Origin of the sequence: Franzmannia pantelleriensis (assembly GCF_900102875.1) — a bacterium.
GTDB classification, from domain to species: Bacteria; Pseudomonadota; Gammaproteobacteria; order Pseudomonadales; family Halomonadaceae; genus Franzmannia; species Franzmannia pantelleriensis.
Genome location: NZ_FNGH01000014.1, coordinates 81,453 through 100,998 on the forward strand (window position 1 = coordinate 81,453; position 19,546 = coordinate 100,998).

Consider the following 19,546-nt stretch of genomic DNA (forward strand, 5'->3'; position numbering starts at 1 on the left):
ACGAGGTCAATGTGAGGTGGCCACTTGTGCATTCAACTTTGGTCTAGAAAAGGCGCCGTGCAAGCTTGATGACAGTTTCGTCGGATAGCGTGCCTCTGCACGCAGGCACTTGCCTGTGACAATAAGTCCTTACAAGAGGCGAAACGTCATGCTCAACACGCTCAATATCCTCAAGAAGAAAACGCTGCTGATTGGCGCCGCGGCTATGCTGACCTCGCTCGCACTGCCGGTTGCCGCCGAGGAGTTCCCTGATCGCCCCGTCAATATGGTGGTCGGTTTCGGTACCGGGGGAAGCGCCGACCGAATGACCCGGACCATGTCGAGCTTCGTCGCCGAGGAGCTCGGGGTGCCGGTACAGGTCACCAACCGTCCCGGAGCCGGCACCCAGGTGTCAGCCAACTACATGCTCAACATGCCGGACGACGGCTATACCATCTATGCCTCGACATTCGCTCCGTACCTGACCAATACCATCCTGAGTGGCGGTGCCGACTACAGTGTCGACGATTTCTCCTACCTCAATTTCCAGTGGTTCGATCTGGATCTGATCGCGGCCAACAAAGACAGCGGTTTTGAGGACCTGCCGACGCTGCTCGAGACCATTCGCGACAATCCCGGTCAGGTGCGCGGCTCGGTGGTGCAGGGTTCTGCGGGTCACCTGATGGTGCGTCTGCTGCTCGATGAAGCCGGCATTCCGCAGGAAAACCTCAACCTGGTGACCTACAACAGTGGCGGTGAGGCGCGCTCGGCGGTCGCCGGCCAGCAGGTCGATTTCGTGTCAATCAGTGCTCAGGGCAGCGAGGGTATCCGCGAGTTCCTGACGCCGCTGGCGATCGTCAATGACGAGCGTATCGACCAGTGGGATGCGCCGCCGATCAACGAAGCGCTCAGTGAGATGGATCTCGAGGTGCCGGTGCTGCAGGGGTCAATGCGCGGCTTCGCGGTGACCAGCGAATTCGAGCGTCAGCATCCCGAGCGTTTCGAAGTGCTTGCCGATGCGATCCAGAACGCCTTGGCGCGCAAGGATGTCCAGGATGAGCTCGAAAGCCAGGATATCGGCGGCGTTTGGGTCGGTCCCGAGCGTGCCAATGAGCTGATGCGCGAGAACTACGAGACCTTCGAGAAGTACGCCCACCTGCTTAACTGATGCTTGCCTTTACCGCCGCCCCATGCCCTGCATGGGGCGGCTGGGAGTGATGTCATGACCACCCGTGATCGCGACTATGGGGACCTGCTGGTCCTCATGGCGCTGGCTGGCTTTACGCTGTGGTATCTGTTCGATGCCATTCGCGTCTCGTCCGCCGTCCAGAACCTGCTGCTGATTCTTCCCCTGGCCCTGATCGTTCTGGCCATCGTGCTGCTGGAGCTGGTGATGCGCCTGCGCAAGGGCACGTTGCTGGCGCGCCCCGACGCCGAGCCGTTACGCCAGACGCTACCGGTGGTAGGCCTCTTCGCCGCCTATGTGATGTCGCTGGAAACGCTCGGCTTCGACGTGGCCACGGTGCTCTTCATCGCCGCCTTCCTGGTGCTGAAAGGCGAGCGCAACTGGCTGCTGTTGGGCGGCTATAGCGTGGCCTTTGGGTTCGGCGTGGCGTTCTTCTTCGCGCTGATGCTGCCCTATCCCATGCACATGCTGATCCTTCAGGGTTAACGGGGTGACACCATGATCGATTTCACGGCCGTCGAGCAGGGCCTGAATCTGCTGTTTACCGACTTTAGCCCCTGGCTGGTAGTGGTGCCGGGGATCATCATCGGTTTGATCTTCGGCGCCACGCCGGGGCTGCAGATCTCCATGGCCATGGCGATCTTCCTGCCGATGACGCTGTACATGGATTTCGTCCAGGCAATGCTGTTTCTGACTGCGATCTTTACCGGTGGCTCTTTTGGTAGCGGCATCCCGGCGATCTTGATGAATATTCCCGGCACCTCGTCGGCGATCGCCACCGCCTTCGATGGCTACCCGATGGCCCGTCAGGGGCGCCATAACCAGGCCCTGGGCATTGCCCTGGCATCGTCGGTGATCGGCGTGCTGATGGGCTATATGATCCTGTTCGTGATGATCCAGCCGCTCTCCTTGATGGTGCTCAGGCTGGGGCCGGCAGAGATGTTTGCGGTAATCCTCTGGGGGATGACGCTGATTGCCAGCCTCAAGGGCGAACAGGTGCTCAAGGGCCTGATCGCCGGCTTCGTTGGCCTGCTGGTGGGCACCATTGGCTTCAACGAGCTGGGCATGGCGCGTGGCACCATGGGCCAGACGTATCTGCTCGACGGGGTGCCGGTGATCCCGGCGATGATGGGCATGTTTGCCGCCTCCGAGCTGTTCAAGCTGGCCAACAAGGGCTTTATCGTCGAATCTGAAGCGTCGCGCAAGGTGCGCATCAGCGAGATCTTTGCTGGCTTCAAGATGGCCTGTCGTTACCCATGGGTGATGATCCGCGGTGGCCTGATCGGTGTCTTCGTCGGCGCGGTGCCGGGGGTGGGATCGTCGGTGTCGAACCTGCTCTCCTACGTCGAGACCCAGCGCCGCGATCCCGACCCCGCCTCCTTCGGCAAGGGCAATCCCAAGGGGGTGGTGGCGTCCGAGTCGGCCAACAGTACCTCCGAGGCGGGGTCGATGGCCACGCTGCTGGCCTTGGGAATACCCGGAGGCGGCGCCACAGCGGTGATGCTGGCCGCCTTCGCCATGCACAACATCACCGGCGGCCCGCAGTTCATTCGCCAGCAGACCGACGTGGTCTACGCCATCATCTTCGCCAACTTCGCTCAGGTCTTCCTGTTGGTGGCCGTGGGGCTGCTGTTCATCCCGCTGCTGGCGAATATCATCAAGGTGCCGATGCGCTACCTGATTCCCTCGGTGCTGGTGCTGGCAGTGATGGGCTCCTTCGGCCTCACTGGCAATATGACGGGGCCGGCGACGGTGCTGATCTTTGCCGTGGTGGGCTGGCTGTTCCGACATTACGGTTATTCAGTGCCCGCGATGGTGATCGGCATGCTGCTGGGGGCCATGGCCGAGAAATCGCTGCTGCACTCCCACCAGATCAGCGGCGGTGACATCACCTACCTGTTCGAGCGCCCGGTGGCGATGGGTATCATGGTGCTGATGTTGGTGTCGCTGTTCGGACGGCCATTGATAGCGCGGTTGGGACGCAAGCGGAGCGTGTCGACCGACGCGTCGAGCTAACCAGATGGTGCCCTTGACCTGGAAAACCCTGGGGTTGGGCGCCCTGGGCGGCGCTATCGCGACTCTGCTATCACTGCCCCTGGCGTGGATGCTGGGGGCACTGTTCATGGTACTGGCGGTGTCGCTGCTGGGCGTCACCACCGCGGTGGACAAACGGCTACACCGTCTGGCCATTGCCACCCTCGGGGTCTTCATTGGTCAGCGCGTGGATGCTGGGGAATTGGCGCAGCTGGTGGAATGGTACCCCAGTGTTATCGCCATGCTGCTCTATATGGCGCTGCTGCTGGTTGGCGGCGGAGCGCTCTTTGTGCGTGGCGGTGTCGCTCCGCTCAATGCCTTGTTCAGCGCGTTTCCGGGAAGCATGAACTCGGCGCTGGTGCTGGCCGAGCGTGCTGGCGGTGACGTGCGCTGGATCGCTATTTCCCACTCCATGCGCCTGGCGGTGGTGGTGTCGTCCGCTGCGTTGATGGCGGCGCTACTGGTCGATGACGTGACCATGACGGATGAGGCTGGCCTGCTCAGCGTCGACCTGCTCTGGTGGCTGCTGGCGCCGGCGAGTTGGTGGCTGGGGCGCTGCTTGCGCCTGCCGTTGGCCGAGTTCCTTGGCCCGCTAGTGGTGAGTGCGCTGCTCACCAGCCTCGGTGTGCCGCTGGCGCTGCCCAGCGTGTGTCTGCTGGCCACCTTTCTGATTCTGGGCAGCTCGATCGGCTCGCGCTTTTCGGCCACCTCCTGGCGTCGCGTGGTGAAGGTGGGACGCGTCGGGCTGCTGTTTGCGCTGTTTGCCGTGGCCCTGGCGGCGGGGGTGGCACTGCTGGTGGCATTTACCACCGAGCTGAGCTTCGTCGCGGTGCTGCTCGCGCTGCTGCCCGGTGGGGTGGGCGAGATGGCGGTCATCGCCGTGGCCGTCGACGTCGATCCTGTCTATGTCGTGTCGCATCATGTGCTGCGCCTGTTGCTGCTGATCGCGCTTACGCCGTGGATGCTGCGCTGGGTACGGGCACGCTATGGAAAGGCGGCACCGGGAAGCTGACGATGGCTTCGAATCCTCCCGCCTTACGGTTGCGCAGGGTCAGCCGCGCGCCGTGGGCCTGGGCGATCTGTTCGGCAATGGCGAGGCCCAGGCCGCTGCCCTGGGTACGCGTATCGGCACGATAGAAACGCTCGGTAAGGTGCGTTAGGCGCGATTCGTCGACGCCCACCCCGGCGTCGCGCACGGCCAGCAGGCAGCGGCCGTCGCGATACTCGACGGCGACCTGAATGCTGCCGCGATAGGGCTGCTCGCCGCCTGCGTGGAGGCTGGCGTTGTCGATCAGGTTCTGCACCATCCAGCGTAGCATGATGGGATCGCCGAGCAGTGCTGGCGTTTGCTCATCGGCCTCCAGGGCCAGCTCCTGGCCGCGCTGATAGATGCTCGTTGCCGCCTGAGCACAGGCGTCACGGCAGATGTCCGCCAGATCGACGCTGGCCAGCGTGGCGCTGTCGACAAGCTCATGGCGCGTCTTGGCATATCTGAGCAACTGTTCGACGGTGTGGCCGGCGTGCTCGGCGATGCGCCTGATCTCACTGAGGTTGGTTCGGGTCTCTGGTTCGCGGCTGCGCGTCAGCGTCAGCTCGCTCAAGGCGCGGATTTCCGAGACTGGCGTACGCAGCTGATGGGATACGTCGGCATTGAGCTGCTGAGTGTTCTGGATGCTCAGGCGCATGCGCTCCATCAACTGATTGATGCTCTGAATCAGCGGCGCGACCTCGCGCGGCACGTCGCCCACCAGTGGCTCCAGGTCATTCGGCGAGCGGCGGTGCAGGGCGCGGCGGATGGCATTCAGCGGGGCGAGGCCCTTATGGATGGCCAGCAGGGCGATGGAGATGGCGAGCAGCCCGCCTACCGCCATCAGGCTGCTCAGCGTCAACATGAAGTCGCTGACCAAAGCCCGACGTGGCTCCGTGGACTCGGCGACGATCACTTCGATCTCGCGGTGCTGATTAGCGCGCGTCAATGGAAAGGTCAGAGCGACGGCACGCAGTGAGTTACCGGCATAGTCGACGTCGTAGAATAGCGGCTGGTCGGGCACGTCAGGCGGCCCTTCGAGACCCGCAAAGCCGACCAGCATGTCGCCGTCGACCTCCTGGATGCGATAGAAGATCTTGCCATCGCCACGGCTGCCGAGGGTGCTGATGCTGAAATAGTGCATGTTGACACGGAGCTCGCCATCCACCGAGTGGATGCGCCGTTCGACCCGCTCGGCGGCGTTGAGCAGCATGTCATCGAAGGTCTCGTTGATTTGCCGCGACAGCAAGAAGTAACTGGAGAGCAGTGCCAGCATTGCCAGGCCGGTGAAAGGCAGACCGATCCAGACCAGCAGGCGGGTACGAATCGAACGCATCAGCCGGCATCCTGTGGGTCGAGCAGATAGCCAAGGCCGCGTACCGTCTTGAGGCCGACATCGACGCCAAGCTTCTTGCGCAGGCGCGACACATAGGTCTCCACTGCGGTGTGGCTGACCAGATCATCGGTAGTGGAGAGGCGGTCGGCAATCTGCCCTTTGCTGACCAAACGACCCTGATTGATCATCAGATACTCCAGCACCTCTAGCTCGCGGCGGTGCAATACCACGGGGTCACCGTCCAGCCTTAGCTCCATCGCATCGGGTTGGAGTTCCAGGCGGCCACAGCACAGGGTCTCGCCTCCGAACTGTTTAGCCCGACGCACCAGCGCCTTGGCCCTGGCGGCGACTTCATCCAGTGAAAAGGGCTTGCAGAGATAGTCGTCGGCCCCCTCCTCGAGTCCCAGAATACGCTGGTCCAGGGCGTCCCGTGCGGAGATGATCAGCACCGGGATAGTGTCCTGACGCTGCCGCAGGCGACGCAGCAGGCTGATGCCGTCGAGTTCGGGCAGCCCTAAATCGAGAACCAGAAGGTCGTAGGCGCCAAGCTCCAGGCAGTGTTCGGCGCTGCGGCCGTCGCGGCTCACCTCGGCCTTGAAGCCGGTGTCCTCGAGCGCTGCCGAGATGGAGCGCGCTAGATTGTCGTTGTCTTCCACCACCAGCACTTTCATCGCTCTATCCCCGGCTTTGCTGCGTGTCCGGCATTCTATCATTGACCGAGCAGCTAGCCGCCCGCTAACCGAAAGGTCAATTGTCGGGCGCTGGCAACCCGTTAGGCTGAGGTAGGCCGGCGGCATCGAGCAGAGCGTACGCCGCACGACACAGCAACGAGACAGGGTGGCCAATGCGCAATGATGCGACAGCGTTCGACTATATCGTGGTGGGAGCCGGTACCGCCGGCTGCCTGCTGGCCAATCGCCTGAGTGCCGATCCAGGCAACCGGGTGCTGCTGATCGAGGCGGGAGGACGCGATAACTACCACTGGATTCATATCCCGGTGGGCTATCTCTACTGCATCGACAATCCGCGCACCGACTGGATGTTTCGCACCGAGCCGGATCCGGGACTAAACGGGCGATCGCTGATCTATCCGCGCGGCAAGACGCTGGGTGGCTGTTCGAGCATCAATGGCATGCTGTATATCCGCGGCCAGGCGCGTGATTACGACGGCTGGGCCGAGGCGGTGGGCGACGACGACTGGCGCTGGGAGAGCTGCCTGCCCGACTTCGTCAGGCATGAGGACCACTGTCGGCTGGATGAAAACGGCGACGGCGATGCCGCCCACCGTGATTTTCATGGCCACGGCGGCGAGTGGCGGGTCGAGAAGCAGCGCCTCAGTTGGGCGGTGCTGGACGACTTCGCCGAGGCGGCGGTGCAGGCAGGGATTCCACGTACCGACGACTTCAACCGCGGTGACAACGAGGGGGTCGACTACTTCGAGGTCAATCAGCGCGGTGGCTGGCGCTGGAACGCCTCGAAGGCGTTTCTGCGGGGTGTCGAGAAGCGCAGCAACCTGACGCTCTGGCACTCCACCCAGGTACTGGGGCTCGAGTTCGATCGGGGTGGCGCGCCACGCTGCACCGGGGTTCGCGTCGAGCGTGGCGGTGAGGAGGAGGTTGCCCGTGCGCAACGCGAGGTAATCCTCTCCGCCGGTGCGATAGGCTCGCCACAGCTGCTGCAGCTTTCGGGCATTGGTCCCGCGGGCCTGCTCGCCGAGCACGGCATTCCGCTGGTGCGCGAGCTGCCGGGGGTGGGGGAGAACCTTCAGGATCACCTGCAGATCCGCTCGGTCTATCGGGTCAGCGGTGCCAAGACCCTCAACACCCTGGCGGCCTCCTGGCTAGGCAAGGCCAGGATCGGCATGGAGTACCTGCTACACCGCACCGGGCCGATGAGCATGGCGCCGTCGCAGCTGTGTGCCTTCACCCGCAGCAGCGACGACTATGCGCATCCCAATCTCGAGTACCACGTTCAGCCGCTCAGCCTGCCGGCCTTCGGCCAGCCGCTGCACGACTTCCCGGCGATCACCGCCAGCGTCTGCAACCTCAACCCCTCCAGCCGTGGCACGGTGCGGATCAAGAGCGCCGACCCGCGGCAGGCGCCGGCGATCGCCCCCAACTACCTGAGCTCCGAGGAGGATCGCAAGGTGGCGGCGGATTCGCTGCGGGTCACCCGGCGCATTGCCGAGCAGCCGGCCTTTGCCAAGTATCGGCCGGAGGAGGTCAAGCCCGGCATCGAGTACCAGAGCGACGACGACCTGGCGCGGCTGGCCGGGGATATCGGCACCACCATCTTCCACCCGGTGGGCACGGCCAAGATGGGCCGCGCCGAGGATCCCATGGCGGTGGTCGACTCGCACCTGCGGGTGCACGGCGTCGATGGCCTGCGGGTGGTGGACGCCAGCGTGATGCCGACCATCACCAGCGGCAACACCAATTCACCCACGCTGATGATCGCTGAGAAGGCGGCGCGCTGGATATTGGCAGGGGAGTGACGGGTAAGCTCAGCTCAGTTCGATCAGCCGCCGGGCGAAACTCAGCAGGTCGTCGCTATGCTTGGTGATGATGGCGACAACGATCGGGATCTGAATCTTCTGGTAATCGTGCACCGAAATATTGCGAAATCCCGTCATGCGCTTGAGCACGTCGCCAAGCGGAGCGTCGAGCTGTCCTGCGGCGACCAACAAGTCGAATACGTCGCGGGCGCTCTGCGGTGCACCCAAGGCCTGGCGGCGAACCAGGTGAGAACCGCCGTCGATGGCCGCTTCACAGGCGCGCTGCAAGTTGAGAATGGCAGCGTCCTGGCGAGTAAAATCCTGGGTGAATCCTGCGCCCGCGGCTTGGTACTCCTGCTGGGCGCGAGCCACGCAGCGCTCGATGGTGGCTGCCTTGTTGAGCAGCACGTCATCGGTCATAGACACTGCCCCGCTGGCGAATATCGGAGAGAATGTCGCGGCGCATGATCTGTAGATCCCAGTATTCGCTCAAGCAGCTGAGCTCGAATTCGTCCGCAGCTTGATCGCGTCGCCAAAGGCGGGTGCCTTGGGTAATGATCTGGTGCCGCATCACGGTGCTTGCCTGGCGTAAATCGACCAGGTCGACATCCTGGCCGAGCGCGCCGGCGATTTCGTCGCCGAGGCGCCAAAGCGTTTCGGCGTCTGCGGGCTTGGGAAGCAGGATGGCGAGGTCGGTATCGCTATCATGTCGGGCCTGTCCGCTTGCCTGGCTGCCGAACAGGTAGACGGCCTGCAGCGAGGGCAGCGCCTGGCGCAGCAGGGTGGTTAACGTCTGTTGTTGGGCAACCGTCAGCATGCTGACGCTCCGGCAGCGGCATGAGCCGCCAGATTAGCATACGAAAACGCCCCGCGAATAAATCGCAGGGCGTAAGGGAATTCTTTGGTCGGAGCGACAGGATTCGAACCTACGACCTCTGCCTCCCGAAGGCAGCGCTCTACCAAGCTGAGCTACGCTCCGACGCGGTTGGGCTTGCGCCTCAACGGTGGGGAAGTATACGGATTCTGTGCCATGATGCAAGTGGCGGGGACGGCTCAGGTGGTACGTTCCACCGCCAGTTGCGCCAGCTCTGCCATGCTGTCGCGATAGCGGCTCGGTGGCAGCTGTTCGAGCTGCTCCAGTGCCTTGGCGGACATCTCCTCGGCGCGCTGGCGCGTGTAAGACAGGGCGCCGGTTTGCTCGACGATCGCCAGTACCTCATCGAGCCGCTCGAGGCCGCCCTGGCGGATCGCTCGGCGGATCAGCTGGGCCTGCTCCGGGGTGCCTTCACGCATGGCGTAAATCAGCGGCAGGGTGGGCTTTCCCTCGGCGAGATCGTCGCCGACGTTCTTGCCCATTGCCGAGGCGTCGCCCTGGTAGTCAAGCAGGTCGTCGACCAGCTGGAAGGCCAGGCCCAGGTAGCGGCCGTAGTGCTGCAGGGCGGCCTCCTGCTTGGGGCTGGCCGCGGCAAGGATCGCGCCACTGTGGCTGGCGGCCTCGAACAGCATCGCGGTCTTGCCTTGGATGGTGTCGAAGTAGGCGGCTTCATCGACGTCGGGGTTGCCGACATTGGTCAATTGCAGCACCTCGCCTTCGGCGATGGTGCAGGTGGCCGACGAAAGCACTTCCATGATCCGCATCGAGCCGATCTCGACCATCATCTGGAAGGAGCGCGAATAGAGGAAATCGCCGACCAGCACCGAGGGCGCATTGCCCCAGGCGTCGTTGGCGGTGGCCTTGCCGCGACGCATGTGTGACTCGTCGACGACATCGTCGTGGAGCAGCGTCGAGGTATGCATGAACTCGATAAGGGTGGCCAGGGTAATGTGCTTGTCACCGCGGTAGTCGAGGGAGCGTGCGGCCAGCAGCACCAGCAGCGGGCGCAGCCGCTTGCCGCCGCTCTCGACGATATAGCCGGCGATGGACTCGACCAGCGGCACCCGCGAGGCGAGCTTGGCCAGGATGGTGCGGTCGACGGCGGCGAAATCCTCGGCCACCGCCGCGTGAAGGGGCGATGCTGTCGGCTGCATGGGCGCGCTGCTTGTAAGAGGTGGGGCCTGTCGCCCGGAGCGGGCCGACCTTGGATTGAGGGCTATGCTATGGGCGCCTCATGGGGGCGTCAAGCAAGGATGGGCGTGGCCAGGGCCTTGTGTCGCGGTAGCGAGGCGGCTATAATCCGCGACCCGACTCATCATGCTCCCTGTCAGATGGTTGCCAAAAGGGGCGCCACTCGCCGCAGGCCGATGAAGAGCGCAACCCCGATGAGTGTTTGGAGAGTCTAGACATGTATGCAGTTATCAAGAGCGGTGGCAAGCAGTACCGCGTTCAGGAAGGGCAGACCCTGAAACTCGAGAAGCTGGAAATTGCCACCGGCGAAACGCTGGAGTTTGACCAGGTGCTGCTGGTCGGTAGCGACGACGAGACTAAGGTCGGCGCGCCGCTGGTCGAGGGTGCCAAGGTCTCTGCAGAGGTCGTGTCCCACGGCCGTGGCGACAAGGTGACCATCATCAAGTTCCGTCGCCGCAAGCACCACATGAAGCGTCAGGGCCACCGTCAGTGGTTCACTGAAGTCAAGATCACCGGGATCTCCGCCTAAGCGGACACGCCCCCTGATAGAGCGAGGTATTTGCAATGGCTCATAAGAAGGCAGCCGGCTCCACGCGTAACGGCCGCGATTCCGAATCCAAACGCCTTGGTGTCAAGCTGTACGGTGGCCAGGTCGTGACCGCTGGCAACATCATCGTGCGTCAGCGCGGCACCAAGTTCCACGCCGGCACCGGCGTCGGCCTCGGCCGCGATCACACGTTGTTTGCCCTGAGCGACGGCGTGATCAAGTTCGAGACCAAGGGTCCGAAAAACCGCAAGTTCGTCAGCGTCGTCTCTGCCTGAGAGCGCTGCGAACCTGTTGTGAAAGGCCCCGCCATGGCGGGGCCTTTTGCGTATCATGACGGCAATGTCCGTCAGGAGAGTGAAACATGCAGTTCGTCGACGAAGCCTCGATCATCGCCGAAGCCGGCAAGGGCGGTAACGGCTGCCTGAGCTTCCGCCGTGAGAAGTATGTGCCCAAGGGCGGCCCGGACGGTGGCGATGGCGGCCACGGCGGTTGTGTCTACCTGATCGGTGACGATGCGCTGAATACGCTGATCGACTTCAAGTATCAGCGTTTCTACAAGGCCCAGAACGGTCAGGGTGGCATGGGGCGCCAGATGAGCGGCAAGGCCGGCGAGGATCTGCACGTCAAGGTGCCGGTGGGCACCACGGTGATCGACGAGGACACCCTCGAGGTGATCGCCGACGTCACCGAGATCGGCCAGGTCGTGCTGGTCGCCCAGGGCGGCCGCCGCGGACTGGGCAACATTCACTTCAAGTCGTCGACCAACCGTGCGCCGCGGCGCACCACCCTGGGCACCGAGGGCGAGCGGTGCAACCTGCGCTTGGAGATGAAGGTGATGGCCGACGTCGGCCTGCTGGGCATGCCCAATGCCGGCAAGTCGACGCTGATCCGTGCGGTTTCCGCGGCCAAGCCCAAGGTCGCCAACTACCCCTTCACCACCCTGGTGCCCAACCTCGGGGTAGTGAAGCTGGGCATGCACGAGCACTTCGTGATGGCCGATGTGCCGGGTTTGATCGAGGGCGCCTCCGACGGTGCCGGCCTGGGGCTGCGTTTTCTCAAGCACCTGACCCGCACCCGGCTGCTATTCCACGTGATCGACGTGGCGCCGTTCGACGAGTCGGACCCGGTGGCGGCCGCCGAGGCGATCGTGCATGAGCTCGAGCAATTCTCGCCGGCGCTGGCCGAACGGCCGCGCTGGCTGGTACTCAACAAGTTCGACCTGCTGCCCGAGGAGGAGCGCGAGGCCGCCGCCCAGGCGATCCTCGAGCGCCTTGCCTGGGACGGCCCGGTGTATCGCATCTCGGCGATCTCCGGCGATGGCACCGAGGCGCTGGTGCAGGCCGCGCACCGCTGGTTGACCGAGCAGCGCCGCCTCGAGAACGAGGATGAGGCCGCCGCCGAGCGTGAGCGTGAGATGCGCGCGCGGATGGAGGCCGAGTCGGTGGCGCGCACCGAGGCGCGTCTGGGCCGCAAGCGCAAGCGGGTCGATGAGGACGACGACGATTTCGACGACGATGATTATGATGTCGAAGTGGAATACGTGCAGTAACGCGTCCGTGCCGTTTCTCTGAGTTAAAGGACTATTGCCTTGGAGAGCCAAGTGGAAAGCAATCAGCAGTCACCCGGGCGCGAGGCGCTGAGCGGCGCCCGGCGCGTAGTGGTCAAGATCGGCAGCGCGCTGCTGACCAACGATGGTCGTGGTCTCGATGAGCCGGCCATTGGCGGCTGGGTGGATCAGATCGCCGAGCTGCATCGCCGCGGTATCGAGGTGGTGCTGGTGTCGTCCGGCGCGGTGGCGGCGGGCATGGTGCGCCTGGGTTGGCAGGCGCGGCCTTCCGCAGTGCATGAGCTGCAGGCCGCTGCAGCGGTGGGCCAGAACGGGCTCACCGAGTGCTACGAAGGCCACTTTGCCCGCCACGGTCTGCTTACCGCCCAGATTCTGCTGACCCATGACGACCTCTCCAATCGCAAGCGCTATCTGAATGCGCGTTCGGCGCTGCGCACCCTGGTCGATTTGCGGGTGGTGCCGGTGGTCAACGAGAACGATACCGTGGTCACCGACGAGATTCGTTTCGGCGACAACGACACCCTCGGCGCGCTGGTCGCCAACCTGCTGGAGGCGGAGGCGCTGGTGATTCTCACCGATCAGGAGGGGCTGTTCGACGCCGATCCGCGCCACGACCCGACCGCCCAGCTGATCCATGAGGGCCGCGCCGGCGATCCGGCACTGGCGGCGATGGCCGGCGGCGGCGGGGCACTGGGGCGTGGTGGCATGACCACCAAGGTGCTGGCGGCCAGGCTGGCGGCGCGCTCCGGCGCGGTCACGGCGATCGCTAGTGGTCGCCAGCCTGACGTGCTGACGCGGCTGATCGAGGGCGAGCGGCTGGGCACCCTGCTGCGCCCCGAGCAGGCGCCGCTCGCCGCGCGCAAGCGCTGGCTGGCCGGGCAGCTGCAGGTGCGCGGCAGCCTCACCCTGGATGCCGGTGCCGTGCAGGTGCTGCGCGGCCGCGGCTCGAGTCTGCTGCCGGTGGGCGTCACCGCGGTCAGTGGCAACTTCGTGCGCGGCGACATGGTGGTGTGCGTTGACGAGCGCGGCGAGCGGGTGGCCAAGGGGCTGGTCAACTACGGTGCCGAAGATGCCGCACGGCTGCTCGGCAAGCCGAGTCACCAGATCGAAGCGCTGCTCGGCTATATGGAGGCCCCGGAGTTGATCCACCGTGACAACCTGGTGGTGCTATGATGCCCGTCTCATGCGGGTTTCGCAGTAGCAAGCGGGCTTTTGGCGTGATAGAATGCGCCATCCTCTCAGACACGGCCCGGTGGTTGAGTGCAACCCAGTACGGCCAAACCGGTTGGGAGTGCAGCATAATCCCAGCTTGGTCAACTAGTTACCGAAAGTCGGTGAAATAATTCTCCAAGGAGACAGCAGTGGCTAACAGCAAGCAAGCCCGCAAGCGTGCCCGTCAGGCAGAAAATCGTCGCGTACTCAAGGCGAGCCAGCGCAGCATGGTCCGCACCTACATCAAGCGCGTGATCAAGGCCATCAACGGCGGCGACCACGCTCAGGCCATGGACACCTTCAAGCAGGCGCAGCCGGTCATCGACCGCATCGCCGACAAGGACGTGCTGTCCAAGAAAAAGGCCGCTCGCCTCAAGAGCCGCTTGAACAAGCGAATTAAGGCGCTGGCTGCGTAAGCCGGACGCTCTCTGCGAAAGAACCGGCTGCGGCCGGTTTTTTTGTGCCTGGTTTCTCCTCTCAGCAGCGGAAGTGACGCCCGACGTGGCCAACGACGACTCCTCATCCCAGCCGCCGCAGGACCCAGCCGCGACCGCGCAACCGCCGGCACGGGTCGGGTTGATGCGCTCGGGGCTAATCGTCAGCGCCATGACCATGCTGTCGCGGGTCATGGGGTTGGCGCGTGACGTGGTGGTGGCCGCCATGTTCGGTGCTGGCAACGGCGCCGATGCCTTCTTCGTGGCGTTCAAGGTACCCAATTTCATGCGCCGGCTGTTCGCCGAGGGCGCCTTCAATCAGGCCTTTATCCCGGTACTCTCGGAATACGCCACGCGCAAGAGCCGTGAAGAGGTGCGTGAGTTGCTCGATGCGGTGGCCGGCAGCCTGGCGGTGGTGCTGCTGCTGGTCACCGCGCTAGCGATGTTCGCTGCGCCCTGGCTGGTGTGGGTGTTTGCGCCGGGGTTCGGACGCGACCCGGCCAAGCTGGCGCTGACCGCCGACATGCTGCGCCTGACCTTCCCGTACCTGCTGCTGATTTCGCTGACTGCCTTCGCTGGCAGCGTGCTGAATACCTGGAACCGCTTCGCGATCCCCGCCTTCACGCCGGTGCTGCTCAACCTGTCGTTGATCGGCGCGGCGGTACTGCTGACGCCGCTGATGAGTGAGCCGGCCATGGCGCTGGCCTGGGGGGGCATGATCGCCGGCATGGCGCAGCTGGCTTTTCAGGTGCCGTTTCTGGTGCGGCTGGGGCTGATGCCGCGGCCCTGGCCCAACTTCGCCCACAGCGGCGTCAAGCGCATCCTGCTGCTGATGGCACCGGCGCTGTTCGGGGTCTCGGTGTCGCAGATCAACCTGCTGCTGGATACCGTGCTGGCCTCACTGCTGAGTCCCGGCAGCGTGTCCTGGCTCTACTACTCCGACCGCCTGGTGGAGCTGCCGCTGGGGGTGTTCGGCATCGCCATCGGCACGGTGATCTTGCCGGCGCTCTCCAAGCGTCACGCCGACCAGTCGCCGCAGCACTTCGCCCGCATGCTCGACTGGGCGATCCGCGCGGTGCTGCTGCTGGGGCTGCCTGCGGCGCTGGCGCTGGTGCTGCTGGCCGAGCCGCTGTTGATCTCGCTGTTCCACTATGGCGCCATGACCGAACACGACATCCGCATGGCGGCGATGAGCCTACGCGCCTACTCGCTGGGGTTGATCGCCTTCATGCTGATCAAGGTGCTGGCGCCGGGGTTTTTCGCCCGCCAGAACACCAAGACGCCGGTCAAGGTGGGCATCATCGCCATGGTCGCCAACATGGTCTTCAACCTGATCCTGATCTGGCCGCTGGCGCATGCCGGCCTGGCCTTGGCCACGGCGCTGTCGGCGTTCATGAACGCCGGGCTGCTGGGTTATCTGCTGCGCCGCGAGGGCGTGCTGGTCTTCCAGCCCGGCTGGGGGCGCTTCGCGCTGCAGCTGGGCGGCGGCTGCGCGGTGATGGGCGCGCTGTTGTGGGGGCTGGCGCCGGACTGGCAGGCCTGGCTGGGTTGGGGCGTGTGGACCCGGGTTGGCTGGTTGGCGACCCTGGTGGTGGCCGGTGCTGGCGTCTATTTCGCCTGGCTGCTGGCGCTGGGCGTGCGGCCCAGCCAGTTCAAGCTGAATGGCTAGGCGGCGGCATAGGCGCCCGTAGTGTGGGCCGCTATAATCGATGGTTTTATTCGCTGAGGTACGGCACGGAGTACGCGAGCAACGCATGCAACTGATTCGAGGATTGCACAACCTGCGCGACGAGCATCGCGGCTGCGTGGCCACCATCGGCAACTTCGATGGGGTTCACCGCGGCCACCAGGCGATCCTCGAGCAGTGCCGCGAGCGCGCCAGAGCGCTGGGCGTGCCGGTCACCGTGGTGGTCTTCGAACCGCAGCCGCGGGAGTACTTCGCCGGCGACCAGGCCCCGCCGCGGCTGACCCGGCTGCGCGACAAGGTCGCCCTGCTCGACGCCCACGGCGCCGACTTCGTGCTCTGCCTGCCGTTCAACGACGCGCTGCGCAGCCTCACCGCCCAGCAGTTCATCGACCGCGTGCTGCTCGATGGCCTCGACGTGAAGCACCTGGTGGTGGGTGACGACTTCCGCTTTGGCTGCGATCGCAGCGGCGACTTCGCGCTGCTCGCCGAGGTCGGCGCAGAGCGTGGTGTGGGCGTCGAGCACACCCGTACCTTCGCCCTCGACGATGAGCGGGTCTCCAGCACCCGGGTGCGCACCCTGCTGGCCAGCGGTAACTTCGCCCAGGCCGAGCGCATGCTGGGCCGGCCCTATGCGCTGGGCGGCCGGGTGGTACGCGATCAGCAGCTGGGGCGCACCATCGGCGTGCCCACCGCCAATCTGCCGCTGCTGCGCCTGCCACTCGCGCTGCGCGGGGTCTATGCGGTGGCGGTAGCGCTGCCCGATGGGCGACAGCTGCCGGGGGTGGCCAACGTCGGCTGGCGACCCACCGTGGGCAGCGAGCGCCCGGTGCTCGAAGTGCATCTGTTCGACTTCGAGGGTGACCTCTACGGCGTGCGGCTGACGGTGTTTCCCTGCGCCCGGCTGCGTGGTGAGATGCGCTTCGACGGTCTCGAGCCGCTCAAGGCCCAGATCGCCTGCGATCAGGCTCAGGCGCGGCGCTACTTTGCCCACCATGCCGGCGGGCTAAACGATACTCTTCCTCTGGCATCGGCGCCGCTGGCGCGCGAGGCTGCGACTTCCGATTCCTCGGCCGGCCACTTGGCTGCCGGGCGCGACGCTGACGGACACTCATGAGCGACTACAAGCACACCCTGAATCTGCCCGAAACCGACTTCCCGATGCGTGGGATGCTGCCCAAGCGCGAGCCCGAGCGGGTCGCGCAGTGGGAACGGCTCGACCTCAACCAGCGGCTGCGCGACGAGCGCCGCGGCCGCGAGAGCTTCGTGCTCCACGACGGCCCTCCCTACGCCAACGGCAGCATCCACATCGGCCATGCGGTCAACAAGATCCTCAAGGACATCATCGTCAAGTCGAAGAGCCTGGCCGGCTTCGATGCGCCCTATGTGCCGGGCTGGGACTGCCACGGCCTGCCCATCGAGCACAAGGTCGAGACCACCCATGGCAAGCATCTCGACCCGGAAGAGGCCCGTGGCCTATGCCGCGAGTACGCCACCGAGCAGATCCACGGGCAGATGAGCGACTTCATCCGGCTGGGGGTGATCGGCGACTGGAAGCACCCCTACAAGACCATGGATTTTGCTAACGAGGCCGGCGAGATCCGCGCCCTGGCCGAGATGGTCAAGGGCGGCTATGTGTTCAAGGGGCTCAAGCCGGTCAACTGGTGCTTCGACTGCGGCTCGGCGCTGGCCGAGGCCGAGGTGGAGTATCAGGACAAGCAGTCCGACGCCATCGACGTGGCCTTCCCTTGCGCCGACGATGACAAGCTGGCCGCCGCCTTTGGCCTGGGCCAGCTGCCCAAGCCCGCCGCCATCGTGATCTGGACCACCACGCCCTGGACCATTCCCGCCAACCAGGCGCTCAACGTGCATCCCGAGTTCGACTATGCGCTGGTCGACGTTGGCCAGCGCCTCCTGGTGCTGGCCGCCGACCTGGTCGAGAGCTGCCTGGAGCGCTTCGGCCTCAGCGGCGAGGTGGTCGCCACCGCCAAGGGCGCCTCGCTGGACCTGATCGACTTCCGCCACCCGCTCTACGATCGCCTGTCGCCGGTGTATCTCGCCGACTACGTCGAGTCCGAGGTGGGCAGCACTGGTATCGTGCACTCGGCGCCGGCCTATGGCGTGGACGACTTCAACACCTGCCGTGCCCATGGTATGAGCTTCGACGAGATGCTCAACCCGGTGCAGGGCAACGGCGTCTATGCTGACGACCTGCCGTTCTTCGGCGGTCAGATGATCTGGAAGGCCAATCCGCAGATCGTCGAGAAGCTCGCCGAGGTTGGCACGCTGATGGCCCACAAGACCATCACCCACAGCTATATGCACTGCTGGCGCCACAAGACCCCGGTGATCTACCGCGCCACGGCGCAGTGGTTCGTGGGCATGGATCTCAAGGGCCACGATGGCAAGACCCTGCGTCAGCGTGCCCTGGAGGGCATCGAGGCGACCCAGTTCACCCCCGCCTGGGGCAAGGCGCGGCTGCACTCGATGATCGCTAACCGCCCCGATTGGTGCATCTCACGGCAGCGCAACTGGGGCGTGCCGATCCCGTTCTTCCTGCACAAGGCTAGCGGGGAGCTGCATCCGCGCACCGTCGAACTGATGGAAGAGGTCGCTCAGCGGGTCGAGAAGGAGGGTATCGACGCCTGGTTCCGCCTCGATGCTACCGAGCTGCTCGGCGACGAGGCGGCGGATTACGACAAGGTCACCGATACCCTCGACGTGTGGTTCGACTCCGGCACTACCCACTGGCACGTGCTGCGCGACTCCCACCAGCTCGGCCACGCCGAGGGGCCGCGCGCCGACCTCTACCTCGAGGGCTCCGACCAACACCGTGGCTGGTTCCACTCGTCGCTGCTGACCGGCTGTGCCATCGACGGCCACCCGCCGTATCGCGGCCTGCTCACCCACGGTTTTACCGTCGACGCCCAGGGTCGCAAGATGTCCAAGTCGATGGGCAACGTGGTCGCGCCCCAGGAAGTGATGGACAAGCTCGGTGCCGATATCCTGCGGCTGTGGGTCGCGTCCACCGACTACTCCGGCGAGATGGCGGTCTCCGACGAGATCCTCAAGCGTACCGCCGACGTCTACCGGCGTATCCGCAATACCGCGCGCTTCCTGCTCAGCAACCTCAACGGCTTCGATCCCGAGCGCGATGCGGTGGCCTTCGACGATATGCTGGCGCTGGACCAGTGGGTGGTCGACCGTGCCGCTCAACTGCAGGCGCGCATCCAGACCGCCTATGACGAGTACCGCTTCCTCGACGTCTACCAGCAGGTGCACACCTTCTGCTCTCGCGAGCTGGGCGGCTTCTACCTCGACGTGATCAAGGATCGCCAGTACACCACCCAGACCGACTCGCTGGCCCGCCGCAGCTGCCAGACCGCGCTCTATCATGTGGTCGAGGCGCTGGCGCGCTGGGTGGCGCCGATCCTGTCGTTCACCGCCGAGGAGATCTACGAGCATATCCCCGGGCCGCGCGTCGACAGCGTGCTGCTCGAGGAGTACTACACCGGGCTGGACACGCTGGCCGATGACACCCCGCTGGGCCGCGAGGTCTGGGAGCAGATCCTCGAGGTCAAGCAGGCGGTCAACAAGTGCCTGGAAGACGCGCGCAACGCCAAGCAGATCAAGAGCGGCCTGGCCGCCGAGGTGACGCTCTACGTCGATGACAGGCTGCGCCAGACGCTGGCCAACCTCGGCGACGAGCTGCGCTTCGTGCTGCTGACCAGCGACGTGCACCTGGCGCCGCTCTCGGATGGCGCTGCCGCCGAGGCCACCGAGCTGGGCAACCTCAAGGTGGCGGTGGCCGCCAGTGAGCACAGCAAGTGCGACCGCTGCTGGCACCACCGCGAGGACGTGGGCAGCCATCCCGAGCATCCCGACCTGTGTGGGCGCTGTATCAGCAACCTGCCCGACGGTCCGGGTGAAACCCGGCGCTATGCCTAAGTGATGCCTGAGACCGACGATGCCCGAGACTGC

At 64.9% G+C, this 19,546-nt stretch carries 18 protein-coding genes and 1 tRNA gene; 13 read left to right on the forward strand and 6 right to left on the reverse strand.

Going from position 1 to position 19,546, the window contains the following annotated elements; translation table 11 throughout:
• Positions 1-148 precede the first annotated feature (148 nt).
• The 4 genes from BLT16_RS16985 to BLT16_RS17000 are packed head-to-tail and all read left to right on the forward strand — an operon-like array spanning position 149 to position 4,211.
• Positions 149-1,147: a Bug family tripartite tricarboxylate transporter substrate binding protein gene (locus tag BLT16_RS16985; protein WP_089659689.1), complete on the forward strand. Its 999-nt coding sequence runs from the start codon at positions 149-151 to the stop codon at positions 1,145-1,147.
• A gap of 54 nt (positions 1,148-1,201) precedes the next feature.
• Positions 1,202-1,651, forward strand: coding sequence for a tripartite tricarboxylate transporter TctB family protein (locus BLT16_RS16990; protein WP_089659691.1), 450 nt, complete (start codon positions 1,202-1,204; stop codon positions 1,649-1,651).
• A gap of 12 nt (positions 1,652-1,663) precedes the next feature.
• On the forward strand, positions 1,664-3,181 hold the full coding sequence (locus tag BLT16_RS16995; protein ID WP_089659692.1) for a tripartite tricarboxylate transporter permease: 1,518 nt from the start codon (positions 1,664-1,666) through the stop codon (positions 3,179-3,181).
• 4 nt (positions 3,182-3,185) lie between these two features.
• Entirely contained in the window at positions 3,186-4,211 is a 1,026-nt protein-coding gene (locus BLT16_RS17000) for an AbrB family transcriptional regulator (RefSeq protein WP_089659694.1), read from the forward strand.
• Here BLT16_RS17000 and BLT16_RS17005 read toward each other — a convergent pair.
• Together BLT16_RS17005 and BLT16_RS17010 are read right to left on the reverse strand one after the other, a co-directional pair.
• Positions 4,150-5,562, reverse strand: a complete 1,413-nt coding sequence (locus BLT16_RS17005) for a sensor histidine kinase (protein WP_089659696.1) — start codon at positions 5,560-5,562, stop codon at positions 4,150-4,152. The genes BLT16_RS17000 and BLT16_RS17005 overlap by 62 nt on opposite strands.
• The gene (locus tag BLT16_RS17010; protein ID WP_089659698.1) at positions 5,562-6,233 is read right to left on the reverse strand and encodes a response regulator transcription factor; all 672 of its coding nucleotides are present in this window, start codon (positions 6,231-6,233) and stop codon (positions 5,562-5,564) included. The genes BLT16_RS17005 and BLT16_RS17010 overlap by 1 nt, the downstream gene beginning before the upstream one ends.
• 173 nt (positions 6,234-6,406) lie before the next feature.
• Between BLT16_RS17010 and BLT16_RS17015 the strand changes: the two genes are divergently transcribed.
• The gene (locus tag BLT16_RS17015; RefSeq protein WP_089659700.1) at positions 6,407-8,056 is read left to right on the forward strand and encodes a GMC family oxidoreductase; all 1,650 of its coding nucleotides are present in this window, start codon (positions 6,407-6,409) and stop codon (positions 8,054-8,056) included.
• A 9-nt stretch (positions 8,057-8,065) separates the two neighbouring features.
• On the opposite strand, the gene hepT is transcribed toward BLT16_RS17015, so the two are convergent.
• The 4 genes from hepT to ispB all read right to left on the reverse strand — a co-directional run bounded on the left by hepT (position 8,066) and on the right by ispB (position 10,084).
• Complete coding sequence (gene hepT, locus BLT16_RS17020) at positions 8,066-8,476, reverse strand: type VII toxin-antitoxin system HepT family RNase toxin (RefSeq protein ID WP_089659702.1); 411 nt, start codon at positions 8,474-8,476, stop codon at positions 8,066-8,068.
• Positions 8,466-8,873 carry a type VII toxin-antitoxin system MntA family adenylyltransferase antitoxin gene (gene mntA / locus BLT16_RS17025; RefSeq protein ID WP_089659704.1) on the reverse strand — a complete coding sequence of 136 codons (408 nt, stop codon included), beginning with the start codon at positions 8,871-8,873 and terminating at the stop codon, positions 8,466-8,468. Before mntA ends, hepT begins: the two co-directional genes overlap by 11 nt.
• A gap of 85 nt (positions 8,874-8,958) precedes the next feature.
• A tRNA-Pro gene (locus tag BLT16_RS17030) sits at positions 8,959-9,035 on the reverse strand.
• Positions 9,036-9,109: 74 nt separating this feature from the next.
• Positions 9,110-10,084 (reverse strand): octaprenyl diphosphate synthase, encoded by a 975-nt coding sequence (gene ispB, locus BLT16_RS17035; RefSeq protein WP_089659706.1) that lies wholly within the window; start codon positions 10,082-10,084, stop codon positions 9,110-9,112.
• A 254-nt stretch (positions 10,085-10,338) separates the two neighbouring features.
• On the opposite strand from ispB, the gene rplU reads away from it, so the two are divergent.
• The 8 genes from rplU to ileS all read left to right on the forward strand — a co-directional run bounded on the left by rplU (position 10,339) and on the right by ileS (position 19,513).
• Positions 10,339-10,650 (forward strand): 50S ribosomal protein L21, encoded by a 312-nt coding sequence (gene rplU / locus BLT16_RS17040; protein ID WP_089659708.1) that lies wholly within the window; start codon positions 10,339-10,341, stop codon positions 10,648-10,650.
• Positions 10,651-10,685: 35 nt separating this feature from the next.
• Positions 10,686-10,943 carry a 50S ribosomal protein L27 gene (gene rpmA / locus BLT16_RS17045; protein ID WP_089659709.1) on the forward strand — a complete coding sequence of 86 codons (258 nt, stop codon included), beginning with the start codon at positions 10,686-10,688 and terminating at the stop codon, positions 10,941-10,943.
• Positions 10,944-11,029: 86 nt separating this feature from the next.
• Complete coding sequence (cgtA, locus tag BLT16_RS17050) at positions 11,030-12,217, forward strand: Obg family GTPase CgtA (RefSeq protein ID WP_089659711.1); 1,188 nt, start codon at positions 11,030-11,032, stop codon at positions 12,215-12,217.
• Between the two features lie 51 nt (positions 12,218-12,268).
• Positions 12,269-13,408, forward strand: coding sequence for a glutamate 5-kinase (gene proB / locus BLT16_RS17055; RefSeq protein WP_089659766.1), 1,140 nt, complete (start codon positions 12,269-12,271; stop codon positions 13,406-13,408).
• 188 nt (positions 13,409-13,596) lie between these two features.
• Complete coding sequence (rpsT, locus tag BLT16_RS17060; protein ID WP_089659712.1) at positions 13,597-13,863, forward strand: 30S ribosomal protein S20; 267 nt, start codon at positions 13,597-13,599, stop codon at positions 13,861-13,863.
• Positions 13,864-14,026: 163 nt separating this feature from the next.
• Entirely contained in the window at positions 14,027-15,550 is a 1,524-nt protein-coding gene (gene murJ, locus BLT16_RS17065; RefSeq protein ID WP_089659769.1) for a murein biosynthesis integral membrane protein MurJ, read from the forward strand.
• Between the two features lie 85 nt (positions 15,551-15,635).
• Positions 15,636-16,682: a bifunctional riboflavin kinase/FAD synthetase gene (gene ribF, locus BLT16_RS17070; protein WP_089659713.1), complete on the forward strand. Its 1,047-nt coding sequence runs from the start codon at positions 15,636-15,638 to the stop codon at positions 16,680-16,682.
• Entirely contained in the window at positions 16,679-19,513 is a 2,835-nt protein-coding gene (gene ileS, locus BLT16_RS17075; protein ID WP_089659715.1) for an isoleucine--tRNA ligase, read from the forward strand. Before ribF ends, ileS begins: the two co-directional genes overlap by 4 nt.
• The last annotated feature ends 33 nt before the right edge of the window (positions 19,514-19,546 follow it).